The organism is Pseudomonas cyclaminis (assembly GCF_015163715.1).
Classification (GTDB): Bacteria; Pseudomonadota; Gammaproteobacteria; order Pseudomonadales; family Pseudomonadaceae; genus Aquipseudomonas; species Aquipseudomonas cyclaminis.
This window is the reverse complement of sequence record NZ_JADDUM010000027.1, coordinates 1-20,828: the sequence shown is the minus strand read 5'-3', so window position 1 is coordinate 20,828 and position 20,828 is coordinate 1. Positions and strand designations below refer to the sequence as shown.

Genomic DNA, 20,828 nt, shown 5'->3' with positions numbered 1-20,828 from the left:
AGACAGGACATCCCTGATGAGCCTTGATGTGTTCGCCATCATCCTGCTCGGCGCTGCGCTGCACGCCACGTGGAATGCCGTGGTCAAGGGCGGTGACGACAAGCTGCTGACCACCTGCATGATCGCGTCCTTCGCGTCCCTGATCGCGTTGGCGGTGATTCCGTTCCTGGCAGTGCCGGCGAAGGCAAGTTGGCCCTTCATCGGCGCCTCGGTGATGTTCCAGGTGGTGTATTTCGTGCTGGTCGCCGCGACCTACCGCCTCGCCGACATGAGTCAGACCTACCCGATCATGCGAGGCACCGCGCCATTGCTGGTGGCGACCGCGAGCGCGGGACTGCTGTCCGAATCCTTGTCATCCTTTGCCTGGCTCGGCATTGGCGTGATCTGCATCGGCATTTTGAGCATGGCGGCAGCCCCATCGACCGGGCAGCGCAAAGGGATGCTCCTGGCACTGCTCAATGCGGCTGTCATCGCGGGCTACACCCTTATCGACGGCATCGGCGTGCGCAAGTCCGGCGCCCCGGCGGCCTATACGGTGTGGATATTCCTGCTGACCGGCCTCCCACTCGCTGCATGGGCATTTACCGTTCGGCGGCGAGCGTTCTGCCGCTATCTGGCGCGTCACTGGCGCCCCGGCGTGATTGGCGGCTTTGGCACCGTCGCGTCCTATGGCCTGGCGCTGTGGGCAATGACCGCGGCCCCCATCGCCACAGTCGCGGCGCTCAGGGAGACCTCGATTCTGTTCGGCGTGGTGATCTCGGCGCTGGTGCTCAAAGAGCAGCTGACCCGCACGCGTATCCTGGCCGCGTGCATCATTGCCGCCGGGGCGATGGTGTTGCGGCTGGGCTGACGCGCACTAAACAAATCCCCCACCGCCCTATCAAATGAGACAGCTTCTCATTAGTATGCCTGCTATTCGCGCAACGCAGCATCAAGGTATCGGGGCCATGGAGACAGGGACGCCAGGGGATCAGGAAAAACTCAGCGCCGTTTTTATCGGGCAGCGCAGTGCGTTAATCCGTATGCTGTCGCGCGTCGTCGGCTGTTCGAGCCAGGCGGAGGACCTGGCCCAGGAAACCTACCTGAAGGTAGCCAAGGCGCTGTACGCCCGCCCCATCGAACACTTGAAGCCGTTTCTTTATCAAACCGCGCAGTACCTGGCCTTTGACCATTTGCGCAGTGTGCGCAGTAAAAGGCGCTATGAGTGCCATTTGGCCGAAAGCCTGGTGGTCGAAGTGCCCACGACGGCGCCCGGGCCGGAGAGTCAGGCCCAGGGCCAGCAGCAACTGCGGCAGTTTCAACAGGTGCTCGCTACCTTGCCCAAACGCCAGCAACAAATCCTGGTTTTACATCGACTGCACGACCTGTCCCAAGGCGAGATCGCCCAGCGCCTGCAGGTATCGTTGAGCACGGTGGAAAAAGACCTGCGCCAAGCCCTCACTGCCTGCGTCAGGCAAACGACCTACCATGATTGATCATCCCGACACTCCCGACACCGTGCGTGAGCAGGCCGCCGACTGGTTCGCCCAGCGCGATGAGATGGCGCACAGCCTCATCACCCGCCAGCGCTTTGAGCAGTGGCGCGCCACCGATCCCCGGCACGCCAGCGCGTATGCCGAACTGGAAACGATGTGGGAAAACCGCGCCTTCGAACAGGCCTTGAAAGACCTTGCCGTCGACCTTGAGTTACCCCCGCCCCCGCTGACCGCCAAGCCTCCCAGGATGCGTTTGATGGCCGCCGCAGCTGCCGTGTTGCTCGCACTGGGCGTCGGCTGGATGGCCGATGTACCGATGCGCCTGCAAGCCGATCACATGACCGACGTCGCGCAGCTGGAACGCTTTGACCTGGAAGACGGCTCGCACATCGTGCTGGGCAGCCACAGCGCAATCAGCACCGCCTTCGACGGCGCACATCGACGCATCAAGTTGCTGCGCGGCGAGCTTTACGTCGAAGCCGCCCATGATGCCAGCCGCCCCCTGAGCATCGAGACCGCCGAGGCCAGCGTGACCGTGGTCGGCACGCAATTCAGCGTCAGCCAGCGCGGCTCGGGGGTCACCGTCGCCGTGCGCCAGGGCCAGGTGCGCTTCACCAACCGCAAAGGCGAACAGAGCCTGCTGCAAGCGGGCAACTGGCAACAGTTGCGCGATGGACAGTTGCAACCGCTGTCACTGGAAGGCAGCGAACGGCAGATGGCCTGGATCAACGGGCGGCTGTCGTTCCAGAACGCGCCACTGGCGCAGGTACTGGAAGAGATCCGGCGCTATTACCCGGCGCCGATCCTGTTATTCAACGATGCCGCCGCCGGTGAGCGCGTCAGCGGGAATTACCGGTTGGATGACCCCCTGGCGATCGTAACGGCATTGAGTAAAGTCACCTCCACCCAGGTCCAGCGCCTGCCCGGTGGCATTCTGGTTATCCGCTGACACAGAGCCCCGACACCGTCGAAAAAAGTTTTACGGCTTTCGAAGGTTCAACCCGTCAAGAACTTTGCCTTTGCAAATCATTCCTATTTCTAACGGGGCTCACATGCACTTTCCAGCACTCAATCCGACCCATGCCCGCAGCGTCCTGGCGCTCGCCATCTGCCTGGCGTGCAGCCACGCGGTTGCCGTGGAACCGGCGGGCCAGCCGGCCACTCGCGAAGCGGCGGACACCCGCAGCTTTGCCATCGCGCGCCAGTCGCTGGTCAATGCCCTGGATCAATTGAGTGTGCAGAGCGGGCTGCAGATTGCCTACGCGGCCGACCTGGCCCAGGGCGTCGAATCGCCCGGTGTCAACGGCCGCATGACCGCCCTGGAGGCGCTGGCCCAACTGCTCGAAGGCACGCCCCTGAGCTTTGAGCGCAACGGTCCCAATGCGGTGATGCTGACCCGCGCCGAACAGCCTGGCGCAGCCTTGCAACTGGGCACCACCACGGTGATCAGCAACCAACTGGGCACCGTCACCGAAGGGACCGGCTCCTACACTCCGGGGACCATCGCCACGGCCACGCGCCTGGTGCTGACACCCCGTGAAACGCCGCAGTCCATCAGTGTCGTCACGCGCCAGCACATGGACGACTTCGCCCTCGACAACGTCGACGACGTGATGCGCCACACGCCCGGCATTACCGTCTCGGCCTACGACACCGACCGCAGCAACTACTACTCGCGCGGTTTCTCGATCAACAATTTCCAATACGACGGCATCCCCTCGGCCGTGCGCAACGTGGCCTATTCGGCGGGCAACACCCTGAGCGACATGGCGATCTATGACCGCGTCGAAGTGCTCAAAGGCGCCTCCGGCCTGCTCAGCGGCGCCGGCTCCCTGGGCGGCACCATCAATCTGGTGCGCAAGAAGCCCACGGCGGAATTTCTCGGCCACATCACCACGGCAGCCGGCACATGGGACAACTACCGCACGGAAGTGGACGTCAGCGGCCCGCTGACCGAAACCGGCAATGTGCGCGGGCGTGCCGTGGCGGCGTATCAGGACAACAAGTCCTGGATCGACCGTTACTCGAACAAAAGCTCGGTGTTCTACGGCATCCTCGAATTCGACCTGTCGCCCGACACCCTGCTCACCGTCGGCGCCGACTATCAGGACAGCAAACCCAAAGGCTCGACCTGGTCCGGCAGTTTCCCGCTGTTCAACTATTCGGGTGCGCTCAACGATGCCAAGCGGTCTTTCAGCAATGCCACCGACTGGAGCAGCTGGCAGCAATACACCCGCACGGTGTTCGCGAACCTGGAGCACGACCTCGGCGACGGCTGGGTGACCAAGCTGCAACTGGATCACAAGCTCAACGGCTACGATGCCCAGATGGGCGCGATCCAGTTCTACCAGCCGGCAGCGGACGGTACTGCGGACATCAACGCCCAGCGCTACAAAGGCGAGACCACCAGCGATTCGGCCGACCTGTACCTCAGCGGCCCGTTCAACTTCCTCGGTCGCGAACATGACCTGGTGGTGGGCGGCTCGATCAGCACCGCCCATTGGAAGGGCAAGGGCTACTGGGACGAAACCTTCCCCACGGCCAACCTCGTCGACTACTTCAACTGGCACGGCAACCTGGCCAAGCCCGACTGGGGCGTGGCCTCGCAAGTCATCGACGACACCATCCGCCAGACCGGCATGTACGTCACCACCCGTTGGAACCTCACCGATGACCTGAAACTGCTGCTGGGCGGTCGTGTGGTCGACTACACCCTGACCGGCAGCACCGACACCTATCGTGAAACCGGTCGTTTCATTCCCTATGCCGGGGCCATTTATGACCTCACGGAAAACCTGTCGGCCTATGTCAGCTACACCGATGTGTTCATGCCCCAGGAAAGCTACAACCTCGACCGTGACCGCAAGCTGATCGACCCGGACGAAGGCGAGAACTACGAAGTGGGCCTCAAGGGCGAGTTCCTGGACGGTCGCCTGAACGCCAGCCTGGCGTACTTCGAAGTCAAGGAAAGCAACCGCTCCCTCCCCGACGACGCGTACAACAACCAGACGCCAACCCCGTCCAACTTTGCCTTCAAGGGCACCGACGCGACGACCAAGGGCTATGAGTTGGAACTGTCCGGCGAAATCGCCCCCGGCTGGCAGTTGCAAGGTGGCTACACCCACAAAGTGGTGCGCGACGAGGCGGGTAAAAAAGTCTCGACCTTCGAACCCGAAGACCAGGTGAGCATGTACACGATCTACAAGCTCAAGGGCGAGTTGGACAAAGTCAGCGTCGGCGGTGGCCTGCGCTGGCAGAACACGGTGTGGCAGGAGATCTACAATGGCCCCAAAGGCACTACCGATAAATTCTCCCAGGAGTCCTATTGGGTGGTGGACTTGATGACGCGCTACCAATTCACCAAAAACCTGTCGACCACGCTGAACCTGAACAACGTGTTCGATAAGCACTACTACACCAACGTGGGCTTCTATAACTCCGCCATTTACGGCGCGCCGCGTCACTTCATGCTGACCACACGCTGGGATTTCTGATGACCTGACCCACACGGCCTATCCCAAGGTAGGCCGCTTTTGACGCCCTGCTTTGCCACTGTTAGTGTCCCGCCTCCCCCCACACGGAGTGCTTCACGGTGAAACTGGACATCTACCAAGTCGACGCCTTCAGCCAACATCCTTTCGGCGGCAACCCAGCCGCCGTGTGCCCGCTCACCGAGTGGCTGCCTGACGAGCAACTGCAAGACATCGCCGCCGAAAACAACCTCTCCGAAACCGCCTACTTCGTGCCCCGTGATGGGCGCTATGAATTGCGCTGGTTTACCCCCGAAGTCGAGGTGGACCTGTGTGGTCATGCCACGCTGGCGGCGGCATGGGTGCTGATCAATCAGTTGCCCGATGCCCCCGAAGTGCTGCGCTTTTCCACCCGCAGCGGCGAGCTGCGGGTGACACGCGATGGCGATGAGTTGGCGATGGATTTCCCGGCCAAGACGCCGCAGCCCTGTGAGCCGCCAGCCGGCATGTTGAGTGCCCTGGGGATCGAGCACGCCGAGGTATTCAGCACCGATGACTACATTGTGCTGGTGGACAACGAAGCCCAGGTCGCTGCGCTGACGCCGGATTTTGCGCGGCTCAAGGGCCTGCCTAAACGCGGAATCGCAGTGACCACCAAAGGCACGCACTTCGATTTCATTTCACGCTGGTTCGGCCCGAACGTGGGCGTCAATGAAGATCCCGTCACGGGCTCCGCGCACACCTCGCTGGCGCCGTTCTGGGCTGCACGCCTGGGCAAGTCGTACCTGACCGCAGAGCAAGGTGGCCAGCGCAAGGGTCAGTTGCGCTGCGAGCTACAAGGCGACCGGGTGATTATTTCCGGCAAGGCCGTGTTGTATATGCAAGGCGTGATTTACCTGTAAAACGCCCTTTCACGGTGAGCGCTCATGTTCCATGGGTGCAATGCGAGAAAGCGTCTTGCCGAAAGGCATGACGCTTTCTTCTACCGGATTCCACTCAAACCGTTTACCCGCGTTTCAGTCTAGAGGATTGGGTTTCTGATGCGCTGGTCTGCCAAGTCAATCGTCAGATCAGGGTGGGGTGGGCTGCTCCGCGTATCATTCAACCGCATTCGCAACGGCTTATCCGCATCAAGTCCATACTCCAGGTCGACGTTGACGTATTTTTGAGTGTGGCTGAGGGTCGCGTTGCTGGAAAAGCTAAGATTCGTCATGGCAGGTAACGACATCGCATGGGATTGGGTAGCGGTGTAGCTCATGCTCATGTTTTTAACTCGCAGATTGGTAGGATCGCTGAGTGCTTTTTTGATCAACTTCTCGGTACTTTCACCCGACAAGTAGCGATGCTCTATCGTGCGCAGTATCGCTGGCTTGAGCTCCATACCGACTCTCACCGACGTGCCTTCCCCACGTTGCAATTGATCTATGACCTGGGCAAATTGCGGGTCGTCCTTGAGCCACTGCTCAATGGATGCTTTGTTGGCAGGCGCGACATCGTCCAGCCAGTCATGCCGCCCGTTGTCACGCAAGCCAACGCGCGTGACAGAAGACTCGACCGAGGCCAGTTGGCGAAGCCCATTTTTCACATGAAGCTGCTGAGTGATCAACTTATCCAGCGACTGGCTGATAGCGTGATAGGTATCTGGCTTTGTGGCCAAAGGCGGATGTGTCGCCAGAAAATGCTGCAACACGGCCAACTGCTCATCCAGTGTGCCCCGTGGGTGCTCAATGGAGGCCAAGTCTCGTTTGAATTGCGGCGAATACTGAGACAAGCTGCGTTGAAGATCATCAACCTGAGACTGAGTCACCGGTTGCGGCGGCGTGAAAGAAAAACTGAAGGCCCGTGATTGCCCACGATCAAACTTCACCATGACCGATACTTCCGGCAAAGCAAACATTGCAGTCGCTGGCCCATCGGCCACCGCACGACCCAACGCCAGCGCATTCAAAGGGGCGAAGTTGGCGCCCACACCGCCCTGTCTCAGCCATTGTGCGCTGCTTCCTCCTCCCTGGCTGGTGCCCGTCGCTGAGCGTGTGGTGGATTGGCTCTTGTCCGCGTGCGCAAGGTTGAGGTTGCCCAACATCCCGATACCTGTGCGTATCACTGAGTCCAATTCGGCGATGTTCTCCTGCGGATTGTAGAGCAACCGCATTTGCGCAAGCACATCCAGATTAACGTCAGCGCTGACCTTCTCACTTTCGCCTGCCGAATGCTTTTCTCCAAGCGCAAGCAAGTCTTGGATGCCTCCGGACTGCCCTGTAAGAATCGACATCAGTTTGCCAAAATCCGCTTCCTTTACGTCAAACCCAATACTTGAACCACTACTTTTTGCAACCGCCGCCGTCAACTCCCCGGCAACCCTTAACCCAGGCCCGAACGCGTGCGCCCCCCTCCCAAGCGTCAGGCCAGAAGCCACTGAACCGGCCAACCGCCGCGTGTCGTCCATCGAGATCTCAACCCTGGCTCCCGTACCCGTGCGGCTGATGCTGACGCCATTGGTATGAGACTTGGAGGCGCCCAAAAAAAACTCTACGGGTGCCACAGGTTTTACCCCCGTGAGCATCAACCCCAGGCTTTTACCCTGAGTGCGGCTAGGGCTGAGAGTGTGGCCACTCTCCAGTTGCTGCACTTGTTGCGTCAATGCGTCACTGATGGAGGCATCAGCAGGTAATCCCAGCAGATTCGAAAGGTGCCAATGCAAGGCGATCCCGGCGTGCCGAGATCCTTGGCCAATAACTTGAAGTTGTCGTAAAGGGTTTCCGCCTGGTCGTAACTGACGATTTTCTGACTGGACAACTTATGCAACGGGCTCTCGTCAAAATCTTTGATGACCTCACTCAATGATGCTTCCAGGCGCTTCAGGGCACTGGGGCTATCGCCAGAGACTCTGTCGAGTTCCTCTGCCAGACCCACCAGTTTGCCAAGCGTGCTTGCATGATGAATCAGATCGCCCTCGATGAGGGCCGAACGGTGGCCGAGATCTCGCGTACGTTCTGGTTTCCATTGGGGCAATGTCAAATTCTGCCCTTCGAAGTTGGCCAACATCGACGCGGTGGTTTTTTCCGAAAAAGGTGAAACCCGTTTGAACGCCTCATACAGTCGATGCAGCGTTGACTCAGGGTTGACCACTGTCCGGCTCAGTGTAGGCCGCAGGTTAAGCGTCAGCCCATGCACATCCCCCAGAAGACGTGCGCTTGACTGACTGCTTTGCTCCACCCTGGTCAGCGCCTGGCTGATCTGTTTGGCCAACGCTTGCCGGGGCCCTCGCTCACTCAGAGCCGTAAGGCGTGCACACAGATCAGCAGCAACAGGCTTGGTCTTCGAGAGAGGCTCGAGCTGCTGGTGCAGTCGTTTGTCGTCCGCGTAGACGAGCGACATCCCCTTCCGGCCGTTCACCTTATGCTGAATATCCTTGCCTTTTTGAACGAGGGCTTCCAAGGGATGAAAGTGCGCTTTGATCCCTTGGAAAAAATTGCGTTTGAGGGGGATCCCTTCACGGGTTTGCCCCATCACATGACTGCTGACCGTCAGCGCACCGCCTGAAAGTCGTGCGCGTACTTGAGAGTCCGCCAAGGTATCGGCCAACAACGATACGGGTTGCACCGATTGCAACGGTCCCCATTGGAATGACGTGGGGGCCGCGTTGTCCAGTCGATGGAACTGTTTGTTCCAACCGCCAATCAAGTGTTTGTCAGCCCCCATCCGCAAAGACTCCAGGGGGTGACGCTGCGGCAACTCAACCTTGGTCCAGCTTTGCGCGCCCCCGGCACGGACTTGCCAGGCCTCGCGATCCAGCCTGAACAGCTCGTCACCCTGACTGTGTGCGTAGAGATTTGCTTCGTGATCCAGCGCCAGTGTTTTTACCGCAAGCAGCGGTGACAACTGTAACGGGGTAACCAGACCGTCCTGGTGAACCTTGAGTTCGTTGTCTTTATTGATAGTTACAAAATTGCGGCCGTCGGCTACCGCGAAACAGGTGATGGGGTTTTGATCGGTCCCCGCGAGTACTTCGTCCAGTGCCACTTGAGGCCGTGGTTTAGGAAGAGCCGCCAAGTCGTTGCTGGCACCTTCGAAAACCAGGTCACGCACTTTTTGGATGTCCACGGATTTCAGTTGCCCCTCTTGCAACACATATGCGCGGCCATCCAGACCACGTTCCAGGTGCTTGACGCCCCCTTGCGCAGCGTTGCGCCAGCGCTGCGCCCCCACGTCCCAGGCTAACAGTGCGCCTGAATCAAGCGCGACCTTGCCTCGCGCCCCAAGATCAACCGCTGCTGTCAACGCCTGTTGACTGGGCAAAGGCAGGCCTTTTTCGATGCCTTTGACCGAGACGTCACTGAGGTTCCACTGTGGATACAACACGGTGGCGTCCCCTAAGGGAACGCTATGCAATTGCTGACGAGCGTCGCGAACCTGAGCATTGAGCTGGCCTGCGTCATCATGAAAAAACCCTTCGACTCTGACGGCCCCCCTCAGTGCCTGTTCCAGTGATTCGACCGGATGCGCGGCCATCGGTAGCAGACCGCCCCGAGCCTGACGAACATCGGCGTGGACCAGTTCTCCGTCGGCGGTCGCACCATACAGAGTGCTGCCGGCCAGCCCGATCCGCAGGAGCGACACAGGTTCTCCAGCGGCACCAACGGGACGTAAAGTCGATTCACCGGCACCACGGATGTGCAAAGTCGACGCCCCCTGAACCTCGCTCAACACAACCGCGGCGCGCCCCGCTGTACTGCTGTCCAGAGCCCCCAGGGCCGTCTTCAACAACTGCCCCTCGCTGCTCAGCCCGATACGACTGTATGCACGGGTGTCGGCGTCAGGCAACCATGACAAAGTGGTCGGTTCAAACCGATGCAGGCGCCCACGGTCCAACCGGAATTGGTCTCCTTCGGCAGTCGTTTGCACACCACTGACGCTCCCCAAATGTGCGCGGCCGGGGCTCGCCACTGGCGATAGAGAACCTGCGCCGTCGGAAGGAACGGGCCGGCTGCTCTTGAGGACCGCCGCGACAGCCGGCGTAGACTGGATATGAAACAGATACTGCCGCTCATCCTTGAAACGCAGGGTGTTGCTGCCTGCTGTAGAGGGACCATCGGCGGTATAGTGCTTGTTTAACGCGTTAAGCTGCTGGGCGATATCACGGCCTATAGAGGTCATGTCAGGCCGCAGTTGCCCCTCATTGAGGCTGAGGTTGAACAACATTGAAGCGGGGTTCAGCGTTTGATAATGAGACGGTTGCATGACCGGCAATGTCGGCAGTCTGAGAGGGGTACTTTCGCGAGGGCTACGTCCTGACGAATGTTCGCCAAGGTGAAGCTGCGTATGGGTCAAAGTCTCTAGTTCTCTTCGCATAGCACCAACCTGGAATAGGCTAAAACATAGAGGCCTAGTGATCATTTACAACTATTGGTTCCAATCGCGCAGAACCGAAGTGGGCCAACAGGAAAACCAGATCATTTACACAATGAACGGAGTTCAGCACGTGTTTTCGATTTCCCGCCGTCGGTTGTCGGTTATCGCCGCAGCCCTGGCCCTTGTGGCCTGCCACACCCCAGTCAACGAACAACCACCGGCACCGGAGTTGGGCTCGGGCTATCGCACCGACCTGACCACGCAACACGCGCAACGGCATATGGCCGCCGCCGCCAACCCGCTGGCCGCCGAAGCCGGGCGAGAGATGTTGCTCCAAGGCGGTTCGGCGATTGATGCGGCGATCGCCATGCAGGCGGTGTTGACCTTGGTGGAGCCGCAATCCTCCGGCATCGGCGGCGGTGCGTTCATCATGCTGTGGGATGGGCAAAAGGTGCACGCCTATGACGGCCGCGAAACGGCACCGGCCGGGGCGACGCAGCGATTGTTCCTCAATGCCGACGGCACGCCGATGGCCTTCACCGACGCGCAGATCGGCGGGCGCTCGGTGGGCACGCCCGGTGTGTTGCGGGCCCTGGAAATGGCCCATAAGAAGACCGGCCACCTGCAATGGGCCAAGCTGTTTGAACCGGCGATTCGCTTGTCGGAGCAAGGCTTCACGATCTCACCGCGCTTGCACAGCCTGATCGCAGCAGACCGCTTTATGGCGCATTCGCCAGAGATGGCCGCCTACTTTCTGAATGCCGATGGCACGCCCAAAGCCGCCGGTACGCTGCTGAAAAACCCGGCGCTGGCCGCCGTGTTCAGGCGCATCGCCACAGAGGGGCCGGACGCGTTGTACCACGGGCCGATTGCCTATGAGATCGCCCGCAAAGTACAGAGCAATCGCAATCCTGGCAGCCTGTCCCAGACCGACCTCAAGACTTACGCGGTCAAGGAGCGTGAACCGCTGTGTACCGACTACAAACGCTGGAAAATCTGCGGCATGCCGCCGCCGTCGTCAGGTGGGATTGCAGTCGCGCAGATCCTCGGAACATTGCAGGCCCTGGAAGCCCGCGATCCGCGTCTGGCTATTGCACCGATGACGCCGATCAAGAGCGCCTCGCCTGCCGGGCTTGAGCCAATGCCCGAGGCCGTGCACCTGATCGCCGAAGCCGGTCGCCTGGCCTTCGCCGACCGCGCGCTGTATGTGGCTGATGCGGACTTTACGCCGGTGCCGGTCGCTGGCCTGGTCGCGCCGAACTACCTGGCCCAACGCGCCGCGTTGATCGGTGAACGCAGCATGGGGCATCGCCAAACCGGGCCAGCCTGCGGGCATTCAAGTGGCCTACGCGCCGGACCGCTCGCCGCTGCGCATCTCCACCTCGCAAGTGGTGGCCGTGGATGACTGGGGCGGCGCCGTGTCGATGACCACCACCGTGGAAGCCGCGTTTGGCGCACATGTGATGGTCCAGGGCTTTTTGCTCAACAACCAGATGACCGACTTTTCGTTCATCCCCGAAGAAAACGGCCAGCCCGTCGCCAACCGCGTGCAACCCGGCAAACGCCCGCGTTCGGCCATGGCGCCGACGCTGGTGTTCGACCGCCAAAGCGGTGAGCTGCTGGCCACGGTAGGTTCACCGGGCGGCTCGCAAATCATCGAATACGTGAGCAAATCCCTGGTGGCCATGCTCGATTGGCAGCTCGACCCACAGGCCGCCATCAACCTGCCCAACTTCGGCAGCCGCAATGGCGCTACCGAGTTGGAGGCCGGTTTGTTCAGCCCTGGCGTGAAGCAGGCGTTGAAGGACAAAGGCCATGCGCTGAGCGAGATTGATATGACCAGCGGCGTGCAGGCGATTGTTCGCACGCGGGATGCTCAGGGCAAGGTGTCGCTGAGCGGCGGCGCGGATCCTCGGCGTGAGGGTGAAGCCCTGGGGGATTGATGAACACACAGCCTCCCCTGTGGCGAGGCGTGGTAAGTCAGCGGCTGATCTTCAGCCCCTTGCGCCCCGCATGCCGCTCCAGCGCCAGCTCAATCAAGCGGCTTACCAGCTCGCTGTAGCTCATGCCCGCCGCCTGCCACAGCTTGGGGTACATGCTGATGCGGGTGAAGCCTGGCAGTGAGTTGATTTCATTGACCAGCACTTCCCCGCCTGCCGTAAGAAACACGTCGACGCGCGCCAGGCCCGAGCAGCCCAATACCTCAAACGCTTCGATGGCCAATTGGCGGATCCGCTCGCTGGCCTCGGGACTGATCACCGCCGGCACCACCACCTGGGCCGCCTGGTCGTCGATGTATTTGCTGTCGTAGGAATAGAAACCGCTGCTCACGACAATCTCGCCGCAACCGCTGGCGATGGGGTGCTCATTGCCGAGGACGGCACATTCGATTTCACGGCCTTGCACGGCCGATTCGACCAGCACTTTTTCATCAAAACCCAAGGCCAGCTCAACCGCCGCGTGGTATTCGGCTTCATTAGCCACTTTGCTCACGCCCACCGACGAACCCTGGTTGGCCGGTTTGACGAACATCGGCAGGCCGAGTTTATTCAGCGCCGTTTCGAAGGAAGTGCGCGCAGCGTTGCTGCGGGTCAGGGTAATGAACGGCGTCACCGCAATGCCGGCGTCGCGCAGCAGGCGCTTGCTGATGTCCTTGTCCATGCACACCGCCGAACCGAGCACGTCGGAGCCGACGAAAGGCAGGTCAGCCATGCGCAGCAGGCCTTGCAGGCAGCCATCTTCGCCGAGGGAGCCGTGGACGATGGGGAAGATCACATCAATGTGTGCCAGCAGGCCGTTGCCCGAGGTTTCCACCACTTGCTGGCTGGCTTTGCCGGGCACCACCGCCAGTTCGCGGTTGGATTGGTTGAGGGCGATGAGCGCCGGGTTTTCCTGGTTGATCAGGAAGTTCGAGGTGTCGTTGAGGTGCCAATGACCAGCCTTGTCGATGCCGATCAGGACGGGCTCGAAGCGCGAACGGTCCAGCGCATCGACGATATTGCGCGCCGACTGCAACGACACTTCGTGTTCAGCCGAACGGCCCCCAAAAATAATACCGACCCGCAGCTTGCTCATGACCCGACCTCACAAATAAACGTCAGGCTTCTTACCACGGGCCGTCAGCGATTTGCTACCAGATGTGCGCCGAACAACACGTAGCAACCGCCGGCAAAACGATCGAGCCATTTGCGTGAGCGACTGTAGAGACTGGCCATATGTGCACTGGAAAACACCAGCGCCACGCAGGAATACCAACTGAACGACAGGGTAGCCATGGTGATGACCGCCAGGGTCAGCAGCATCGGTGACGGTGACGGCGGCATGGTGGAGGCGAAGATGGTGGCGACGAACAATGCGGCCTTGGGATTGGACAGATTGCCCAATAACCCCAGGCGCCAGGCGGAAAACAGCGAACGTTGCGCATCTTCCGGCAACAGGTGACGGCCCATGGCCGGTGCCGAGCGCTTGAACAGTTTCAAACCCAGGTAAATCAGGTAGCAGCCGCCAATGATCTTGAACGCCAGGTACAACATGGGCGCAGCGGTAAACAGCGACTTGATGCCCAGGCCACCCGCCAGCCCCCACATGATGGTGCCGGTGGACACACCCGCGGAAGCCACCACGCCATGGCGGCGCGAACAGCTGGCAGCCAACTGTGCCGTGTTGAAAAAATTGGGCCCGGGTGTCACCACCGCCACCGTCCACAGCATGGCCAGCGAGGCCAGGGGCGCCACGTAGGCGGGGTTGAGAACTTCCATGCGGGCGCTCCATCAGGGCAATCACGAGCCAGCAGCATAGGCCGCCCCCGTCGCCTGCACAATCGTACAAGACCCCGGCAGACAGGCGATGCAGACTGAGTTAACGTAATTCCCTCTCTTTTTGTGACAAGCCACCATGGGCAAACCGACCCCCAACTTCGACTGGCTGCACCGCGCCCCGCACGCCAGCGGCCTGGACCGTATCGAGGCGTACTTTGCGGGCTTTGCGTTCGACCCCCATCGCCATGACACCTACGCCATCGGGCGAACCTTGTCGGGTGTGCAGAGCTTTCACTATCGCGGCGACATGATCCACAGCCTGCCCGGCACAACCATGGTGCTCCATCCCGATGAGACCCACGACGGCCACGCCGGCAGCGACGAGGGTTTCAAGTACCGGATGATTTACGTGGAGCCGTCGCTGATCCAGCAGATTCTCGGCGGCAAGCCGCTGCCGTTTATCCCCAGTGGTTTATCCACTGACCCAAGGCTGTTCCGCGCCAGCGAAGTGCTGCTGCAGAACCTTGATCACCCGATTGACCCGTTGCAGGAACAGGATGCGATGTTCGACCTGGCCCATGCACTGAGCAATGCCGCTGGGGCCATCGTCAGCCGCAAGGCCTTCGATTACGTGGCCGCCGAACGCGCCCGGGAGTTTATCCACAGCGCCCTGGGCCGCAGCATCACCCTGGATGAAATGGCCGACCACGCCGGCCGTGACCGCTGGGCGTTGTCGCGGGATTTTCGTGTGCTGTTCGGCACCAGCCCCTATCGCTACCTGACCATGCGCCGCCTGGACCTGGTGCGCAGCCTGCTGGCCCAAGGGCGTTCATTGGTCGATGCGGCCTTGACCGCCGGATTCACCGACCAGAGTCACATGACCCGGCAGTTTCGCAGTACCTACGGCATGCCGCCGTCGCGCTGGGTGAAGATGCTGGGGCGCTGAGTCAGCGACTTGAAATGCACGCCCACCCGCACATTTGCCTGATGTTGTTTCAGAGATCGGGTGCGCCCTTGGGTTTTAGGCTGACCGCTTGCAGTTGATCTCCGATCACCCGGAAGATAGCTTGTTTGCGAATTGCCCTACGGCGCTGACCACCTTCTGGGCGCCGTCCTGGATTTCCACGATCACAGTACCCGCCTCCGCCGCCAGGGCCAGGCCCTGCTCGGCTTGCAGGCGGCCGTCGGTCATCAGCGCCACGGCGTCGCGGGCCATGTCCTGGTTCTGACGCACCACGCCGACAATTTCCTCGGTGGCTTTGCTGGTACGTGACGCCAGTTGGCGCACCTCATCGGCCACTACCGCAAAACCGCGACCCTGCTCGCCGGCACGCGCCGCCTCGATGGCCGCGTTAAGCGCCAGCAAGTTGGTCTGCTCGGCGATGCCGCTGATGGTTTTGACGATGGTGCCGATGACTTGGGATTGCGCATTCAGCGCCTCGATGCCTTCACCGGCCTGTTGCATATGCGTGGCCAGGTCGCGCATCACCTCGACCGCCTGGGTCACCACCGTGGTGCCGCGCTGGGCGCTGCTGTCGGTTTGCAGCGAGGTGCTGTAAGCGATGTTCGCGGCGTCGGCCACCGTCTGTTCACGGTTGACCTGATCGGTGATCACCGTAGCGAACTTGACCACTTTGTACAGCCGCTCGTTGGCGTCCAGCACTGGGTTGTAGGTGGCTTCCAACCACACCACCTGGCCACGGCTGTCCACACGTTTGAAACGCGATGCGACGAACTCACCGTTGTTCAGTCGCTTCCAGAAGCTCTGGTATTCGTCGCTGTTGTATTCCTGCGGCTCACAGAACATACGGTGATGTTTGCCCTTGATCTGCGCCAGGCTGTACCCCATGCCGGCGAGAAAGCGATCGTTCGCGGTGAGCACATGGCCGCCCAGGTCGAACTCGATCACGGCGGTGGAGCGTACCAGCGCGGCGATCAGGTTTTCATGCTCGCGTGACGCTTCGATGGTGCGGGTAAGGTCGCTGGAGTAAATCGAAAAGTGCCTGACGCGCCCATCGGAACTGCGCACCGGCTGCACGATTGAGCGCAGCCACACTTCCTGGCCATTACCGCACATCAGCCGCACGGTCCCGGCGAAATGCTCGCCGCGCCGCAGGGCATTGTTGAAGCGCTGCTGGAACTGATCCCGGCGCACATGGACGGGCACCAAGTCTTCAATAGGGCGACCCACAATGTTGCTCGACTGATAGGACAGTTCCTGCAGGAAATTGGCATTCGCCCATTCCACCCGGCCATCGGCGTCCAGCGTCAGGCACAACATTTCGCTTTCCAGGCTCTCCTTGACCTGCTGCAAGCTGGACAATTCTTCGCGAAGAGCCGAAAGCTCCTGCTTCAAACGGGTGTTGAACATTAGGCACCGATGGTCAATTGGAGAGAGTGATCTGACCTGCATCGGCCCTGAGGGACTTTTCTGAAGCGTACTTCAGTGCCACACCGGACTCTTTTTTTTGACGCCATTAACCGCCGTTATTTCGACACACGCCCATGACTTGATACTCCAATGTATTAAGGGCTCCGCTGGAGTCTTCATAGGTCATGCGTGACGGCACCGGGTTACAGGCGCGGATCGGCGGCGTGACACTAACCACCTTGGCAATGTCCAGGTCCATGCCATAGCGATACACCTGCACCTGAGGCGCCGGCTTGCCCTGCTTTTCGGCATAGGCGGCCATGGCCTTTTCATTGCGCTCCATCATCAGGGCAAAGGTGCGATCACCGCCGTTTTCGGCCAGCGCTCCCAATGACAACGTTGCAATCAATACACCCAGGCCAATGCGATAAACGTTCATGGTTAATTCCTCGTCTGAAAGTTCAGTGCCGAGACTAACCACCCCACCCTGTCACGAGGTTCACCAGAACATTACTTATTTGTTAGATGCCGGTGAGTTTCCAGAATTGTAATGTTCAAGCCACCTGATCGTTATCCACGGTTTGCAACTATCAGCCCGGGCCAGATCAATAAGAACGCCCACCTCCATAAGAAGCTGATCACTGCCAATACCGAGGAGCGAAACATGCATATCCGTTATTACAGCCTTCCCCTTTCACTGTGCGCCGCGCTGCCCCTGGCCGCTGTGGCCGTGGAAGACAAGGCCGAAGGGTTTATCGAAGGCAGCAGCATCAATGTGCTCGCACGCAATTTTTACTTCAATCGGGACGACCGCAAGGGCCAGTCCAGCCCAACCGGCAATGGCTATTCCGAGGCCTGGGCCCAGGGATTGATCGGTAAATTCGAGTCCGGCTTTACCCAAGGCACCGTGGGGTTTGGCCTGGACGCGTTTGCCATGGTCGGCGTGAAGCTCGACTCGGGCACCGGTCGCAGCGGCGGCAAGGGCTCGTTCGGGGTCATGCCGGTGGACAGCAACAACCATCCCGAAGACAGCTACAGCAAAGTCGGCGGCGCAGCGAAACTGCGCGTATTGGACACGGTGATCAAGGCCGGCGACGTGTTCCCGCTCACACCGGTAGTGGCCTACGGCGATTCACGCGTATTGCCGGAAAGTTTTCGCGGCGTGACCTTACAGAACACCAGCCTGGAAGGGCTGACCTTGCAGGGCGGGCGCCTGGACGGCATGAGCCAACCGACCCAAAGCGGCATGAACAAAGGCTTCGCCACGTTTTACGCAGGCCCCGTCGACTCGCCCTGGATCGCCTATGGCGGCGGCGATTACCAGCTCAACAAACACCTCAGCCTGAGCCTGTACAGCAGCCGCCTCAAGGACGCGTGGAACCAGTATTACGCCGGCAGCGCCGCCAGTTACCCGCTGAGCGACGACGTCTCGTTGTTCGGTGACATCAACGTCTACAAGGCAGTGGACGAAGGTAAAAAACTGCTCGGTGAATTCGACAACACCATCTGGAGCGCCCGGCTCGGCGTGAAGGTCGGCGCCCACAGCCTGGCCGTTTCCCATCAACGCAACAACGGCAATGACGACTTCGACTACCTGCGCAACTCGGACTCGATCTTCCTCAACAACTCGATCCAGTACAGCGACTTCAACTCGCCCAAGGAACGCTCGTGGATGGTCCGCTATGACCTGGACATGCAAGCCTTCGGCATCCCCGGCCTGTCGTTCATGACCCGCTACGCCAAAGGCACCGGCGCCGATTACAGCAACGCCAACGCGGTGTACATGCGCCGCGACGGGGCCGGCGACCCGCTTACCGATCAACGCCGCTGGGAGCGCGATATCGAAGCCAAATATGTGGTGCAAAGTGGCAACTTGAAAGATCTATCCCTCAGGCTGCGCCAGGCCACCGTGCGTTCAAGTGCATTCGAGTCGGACCTGGAAGAAGTTCGCGTGATTGTCGAGTATCCGTTGGCCGTGCTTTAGGCGGTCCACTTACATTCACTTGCCAATGCCGTACATCTCTTAACAAGTTGAAGTCTGTCAGAACTGTAATATCGGCCTCACCTTCTCGTTAAGTTGCACTTTTTATACTGCACATCGAACACACTTCATCTCTGCAGCTTTTGTGTAGCTCCTTTGGAACAGAGATGAATTTTTACGCCCCGGTTGGGGCGTTTTTTTTGTGCGCGTATCCAGCGACGAATCGTCGCAGTAGCCTGACCTGCCTTGACCCTAAAGCTACTTCAGGCTTCAGAGTTTTCCTACAGATTCCTCAGAACTTCTATGAGGCCATCTCCTTTCGTTTCCTTGAAGGTAAATCCCCATGCGTATCCTTGTGGTTGAGGACGAGCAGAAAACCGCTGATTACTTGCAGCAAGGCCTGACCGAAAGCGGTTACGTCGTCGACTGCGCCGCCAGCGGCATCGACGGTCTGCACCTGGCCAGGCAAAACACTTATGAACTGGTGATCCTCGACGTCAACCTGCCCAACACCGATGGCTGGGACGTGTTGGAGCAACTGCGCCGCGAGGGCAACCAGCGCGTGATGATGCTGACCGCGCGCGGACGCCTGGCCGACAAGATCAAGGGCCTGGACATGGGCGCCGACGACTACCTGGTCAAACCCTTCGAATTTCCAGAGTTGCTCGCCCGCGTGCGCACCTTGCTGCGGCGCAGTGAACATATCCCGCTGCCGGAGGTGCTGCGCGTCTCGGACCTGGAGTTGGACCCGCGTCGGCATCGTGCCTATCGCGGCAACCGGCGCATCGACCTGACCACCAAGGAGTTCGCCCTGCTGCATGTGTTGATGCGCCAGACCGGCGAAGTGATGACCCGCACGCAGATCATTTCCCTGGTGTGGGACATGAACTTCGATTGCGACACCAATGTGGTGGAAGTTTCCATCAGCCGCCTGCGCGGCAAGGTCGATGACCAGAGCGAGGTCAAGTTGATCCATACCATTCGCGGCGTGGGTTACGTGCTGGAAGCGCGCCAATGAAGACCAGCAGCCTGTCGATGCGCCTGGGCCTGACGGTCAGCCTGATGGGCGCAGGGCTGGTGGTGCTGCTCGCGACCCTCGCCTACCTGGCCCTGACCCACGAGCTGGAAAACCTCGCACGCAAGGGCCTGGAAAACAAAATGGAGCAGTTGGAACACAGCCTGCGCCAGGACCTCAAACCCCACGACATCGCCGCCCGCCCCCACTCGTTGCTGGACCTGGTAATGGGCCACGACAACATTTACCTGACCATCACCGGTACCCAGCCTGACGCACCGGCGCTGCTCAGCGTGGGCGCCAAACCCCAGCAGCCGCTGTTGCTCGACGCACCCGCCGGCAAAACCCTGACCTACATAAATTGGGTGGATGGTCGCGACAATCGCATCCTCACCGCTACCCATGTGATGCCCTTGCGCGGTGGCGACTATGTGCGCGTATTGCTGTCGCTGGACCGCTCCGACGATGAAGCGTTGCTCAGCGCCTACCTACGCTCCACCGTGATCGCCGTGCCGTTGCTGTTGATCCTGATCGGCATGGGCGCCTGGTGGCTGGTGCAGCGCGGTTTGGCACCGCTGAAGCAGTTCAGCCATGTGGCGGCCCAGGTCACCACTCAGGACCTGACCCATCGCTTGTCCGTGGATAACCTGCCCAAGGAACTGGGCGAGTTGGCCCAGGGTTTCAACGTGATGCTCAATCGCCTGGATGCCGGAGTGCAGCAGCTGTCGCAATTCTCCGACGACCTGGCCCACGAACTGCGTGCGCCGTTGACCAATCTGATGGGCAAGGCCCAGGTGACCCTGTCTCGCGAGCGGCCTTCGGCAGACTACAAGGCCGGGCTGGAGTCCTGCACCGAGGAAATGGAGCGTCTGTCGCGCATCGTTTCCGACATGCTGTTTCTGGCCCAGGTCAGCCACCCGGCGGCACGCGCCGAGTTTGGGGCAGTATCGCTGGGTGACGAAGCGCAGCGGGTGATCGAACTGTTCGCCCTGAGTGCCGAGGACAAGCAAGTCACCCTGAGCCTGCGCGGCGACGCCTGGGTGACAGGGGATCGCCTGATGATCCAGCGCGCCATCTCTAACCTGTTATCCAACGCGATTCGGCATACACCAAGCGGCGCCAGCGTGTTGCTGCTGGTGGAAACCTACGACCAGAGCGTCGCGCTGTCGGTGGGCAACCCCGGTCGCGGCATCGAAGCGCATCACCTGCCACATTTGTTCGAACGTTTCTACCGCGCCGACAGCAGCCGCACCCGCGCCGAAGGCGGCACCGGCCTGGGGCTGGCCATCGTGCAATCGATCATGCATTTGCATCAGGGGCACGCCGACGTCAGCAGCCAGCCCGGAGTTTTTACACGGTTCAGCCTGGTGTTTCCGCTTCCCTGACAGTTGTAGTGAGCGGGCTTG

The 20,828-nt window shown here is 60.5% G+C and carries 14 protein-coding genes and 3 pseudogenes; 10 read left to right on the top strand and 7 right to left on the bottom strand.

Going from position 1 to position 20,828, the window contains the following annotated elements; genetic code table 11:
- The first annotated feature begins 16 nt into the window (after positions 1–16).
- The 5 genes from IQK56_RS03660 to IQK56_RS03640 all read left to right on the top strand — a co-directional run bounded on the left by IQK56_RS03660 (position 17) and on the right by IQK56_RS03640 (position 5,847).
- Entirely contained in the window at positions 17–850 is an 834-nt protein-coding gene (locus tag IQK56_RS03660) for an EamA family transporter (protein ID WP_150760843.1), read from the top strand.
- Positions 851–947: 97 nt separating this feature from the next.
- Complete coding sequence (locus IQK56_RS03655) at positions 948–1,475, top strand: RNA polymerase sigma factor (RefSeq protein WP_122309057.1); 528 nt, start codon at positions 948–950, stop codon at positions 1,473–1,475.
- On the top strand, positions 1,468–2,424 hold the full coding sequence (locus IQK56_RS03650) for a FecR family protein (RefSeq protein WP_193864167.1): 957 nt from the start codon (positions 1,468–1,470) through the stop codon (positions 2,422–2,424). Before IQK56_RS03655 ends, IQK56_RS03650 begins: the two co-directional genes overlap by 8 nt.
- A gap of 103 nt (positions 2,425–2,527) precedes the next feature.
- A complete protein-coding gene (locus IQK56_RS03645) occupies positions 2,528–4,969 on the top strand; it encodes a TonB-dependent siderophore receptor (protein WP_122309053.1) in 2,442 nt (813 codons plus the stop codon).
- 98 nt (positions 4,970–5,067) lie between these two features.
- Positions 5,068–5,847 (top strand): PhzF family phenazine biosynthesis protein, encoded by a 780-nt coding sequence (locus IQK56_RS03640; RefSeq protein ID WP_122309051.1) that lies wholly within the window; start codon positions 5,068–5,070, stop codon positions 5,845–5,847.
- A gap of 119 nt (positions 5,848–5,966) precedes the next feature.
- Here the strand turns inward: IQK56_RS03640 and IQK56_RS31015 are convergent, their stop codons facing one another.
- On the bottom strand, positions 5,967–7,574 hold the full coding sequence (locus IQK56_RS31015; RefSeq protein ID WP_341869481.1) for an AvrE-family type 3 secretion system effector: 1,608 nt from the start codon (positions 7,572–7,574) through the stop codon (positions 5,967–5,969).
- Positions 7,575–7,582: 8 nt separating this feature from the next.
- Positions 7,583–10,147 carry an AvrE-family type 3 secretion system effector gene (locus IQK56_RS31010; RefSeq protein ID WP_246500134.1) on the bottom strand — a complete coding sequence of 855 codons (2,565 nt, stop codon included), beginning with the start codon at positions 10,145–10,147 and terminating at the stop codon, positions 7,583–7,585.
- Between the two features lie 262 nt (positions 10,148–10,409).
- On the opposite strand from IQK56_RS31010, the pseudogene ggt reads away from it, so the two are divergent.
- Positions 10,410–12,240, top strand: a pseudogene (ggt, locus tag IQK56_RS03630) (gamma-glutamyltransferase).
- Positions 12,241–12,277: 37 nt separating this feature from the next.
- On the opposite strand, the gene ddlA reads toward ggt, so the two are convergent.
- Both ddlA and IQK56_RS03620 read right to left on the bottom strand, forming a co-directional pair.
- Positions 12,278–13,372, bottom strand: coding sequence for a D-alanine--D-alanine ligase (gene ddlA / locus IQK56_RS03625; protein WP_150760849.1), 1,095 nt, complete (start codon positions 13,370–13,372; stop codon positions 12,278–12,280).
- 44 nt (positions 13,373–13,416) lie between these two features.
- Positions 13,417–14,055, bottom strand: coding sequence for a LysE family transporter (locus IQK56_RS03620; protein ID WP_193864110.1), 639 nt, complete (start codon positions 14,053–14,055; stop codon positions 13,417–13,419).
- Positions 14,056–14,191: 136 nt separating this feature from the next.
- Between IQK56_RS03620 and IQK56_RS03615 the strand changes: the two genes are divergently transcribed.
- Entirely contained in the window at positions 14,192–15,001 is an 810-nt protein-coding gene (locus tag IQK56_RS03615; protein ID WP_122309044.1) for an AraC family transcriptional regulator, read from the top strand.
- 105 nt (positions 15,002–15,106) lie between these two features.
- On the opposite strand, the pseudogene IQK56_RS31655 reads toward IQK56_RS03615, so the two are convergent.
- The 3 genes and pseudogenes from IQK56_RS31655 to IQK56_RS03605 all read right to left on the bottom strand — a co-directional run.
- Positions 15,107–15,541 (bottom strand): annotated as a pseudogene (locus IQK56_RS31655) (methyl-accepting chemotaxis protein); the annotation flags it as partial.
- A 111-nt stretch (positions 15,542–15,652) separates the two neighbouring features.
- Positions 15,653–16,336 (bottom strand): annotated as a pseudogene (locus tag IQK56_RS31650) (PAS domain-containing protein); the annotation flags it as partial.
- A gap of 196 nt (positions 16,337–16,532) precedes the next feature.
- Positions 16,533–16,865: a DUF2790 domain-containing protein gene (locus tag IQK56_RS03605; RefSeq protein ID WP_122309041.1), complete on the bottom strand. Its 333-nt coding sequence runs from the start codon at positions 16,863–16,865 to the stop codon at positions 16,533–16,535.
- Between the two features lie 225 nt (positions 16,866–17,090).
- Between IQK56_RS03605 and IQK56_RS03600 the strand changes: the two genes are divergently transcribed.
- From IQK56_RS03600 to IQK56_RS03590, 3 genes are all read left to right on the top strand, one after another.
- Entirely contained in the window at positions 17,091–18,410 is a 1,320-nt protein-coding gene (locus tag IQK56_RS03600; protein ID WP_193864112.1) for an OprD family porin, read from the top strand.
- Positions 18,411–18,750: 340 nt separating this feature from the next.
- A complete protein-coding gene (locus tag IQK56_RS03595) occupies positions 18,751–19,425 on the top strand; it encodes a heavy metal response regulator transcription factor (RefSeq protein ID WP_150676046.1) in 675 nt (224 codons plus the stop codon).
- Positions 19,422–20,807, top strand: a complete 1,386-nt coding sequence (locus IQK56_RS03590; RefSeq protein ID WP_122309040.1) for a heavy metal sensor histidine kinase — start codon at positions 19,422–19,424, stop codon at positions 20,805–20,807. The genes IQK56_RS03595 and IQK56_RS03590 overlap by 4 nt, the downstream gene beginning before the upstream one ends.
- Positions 20,808–20,828 lie beyond the last annotated feature (21 nt).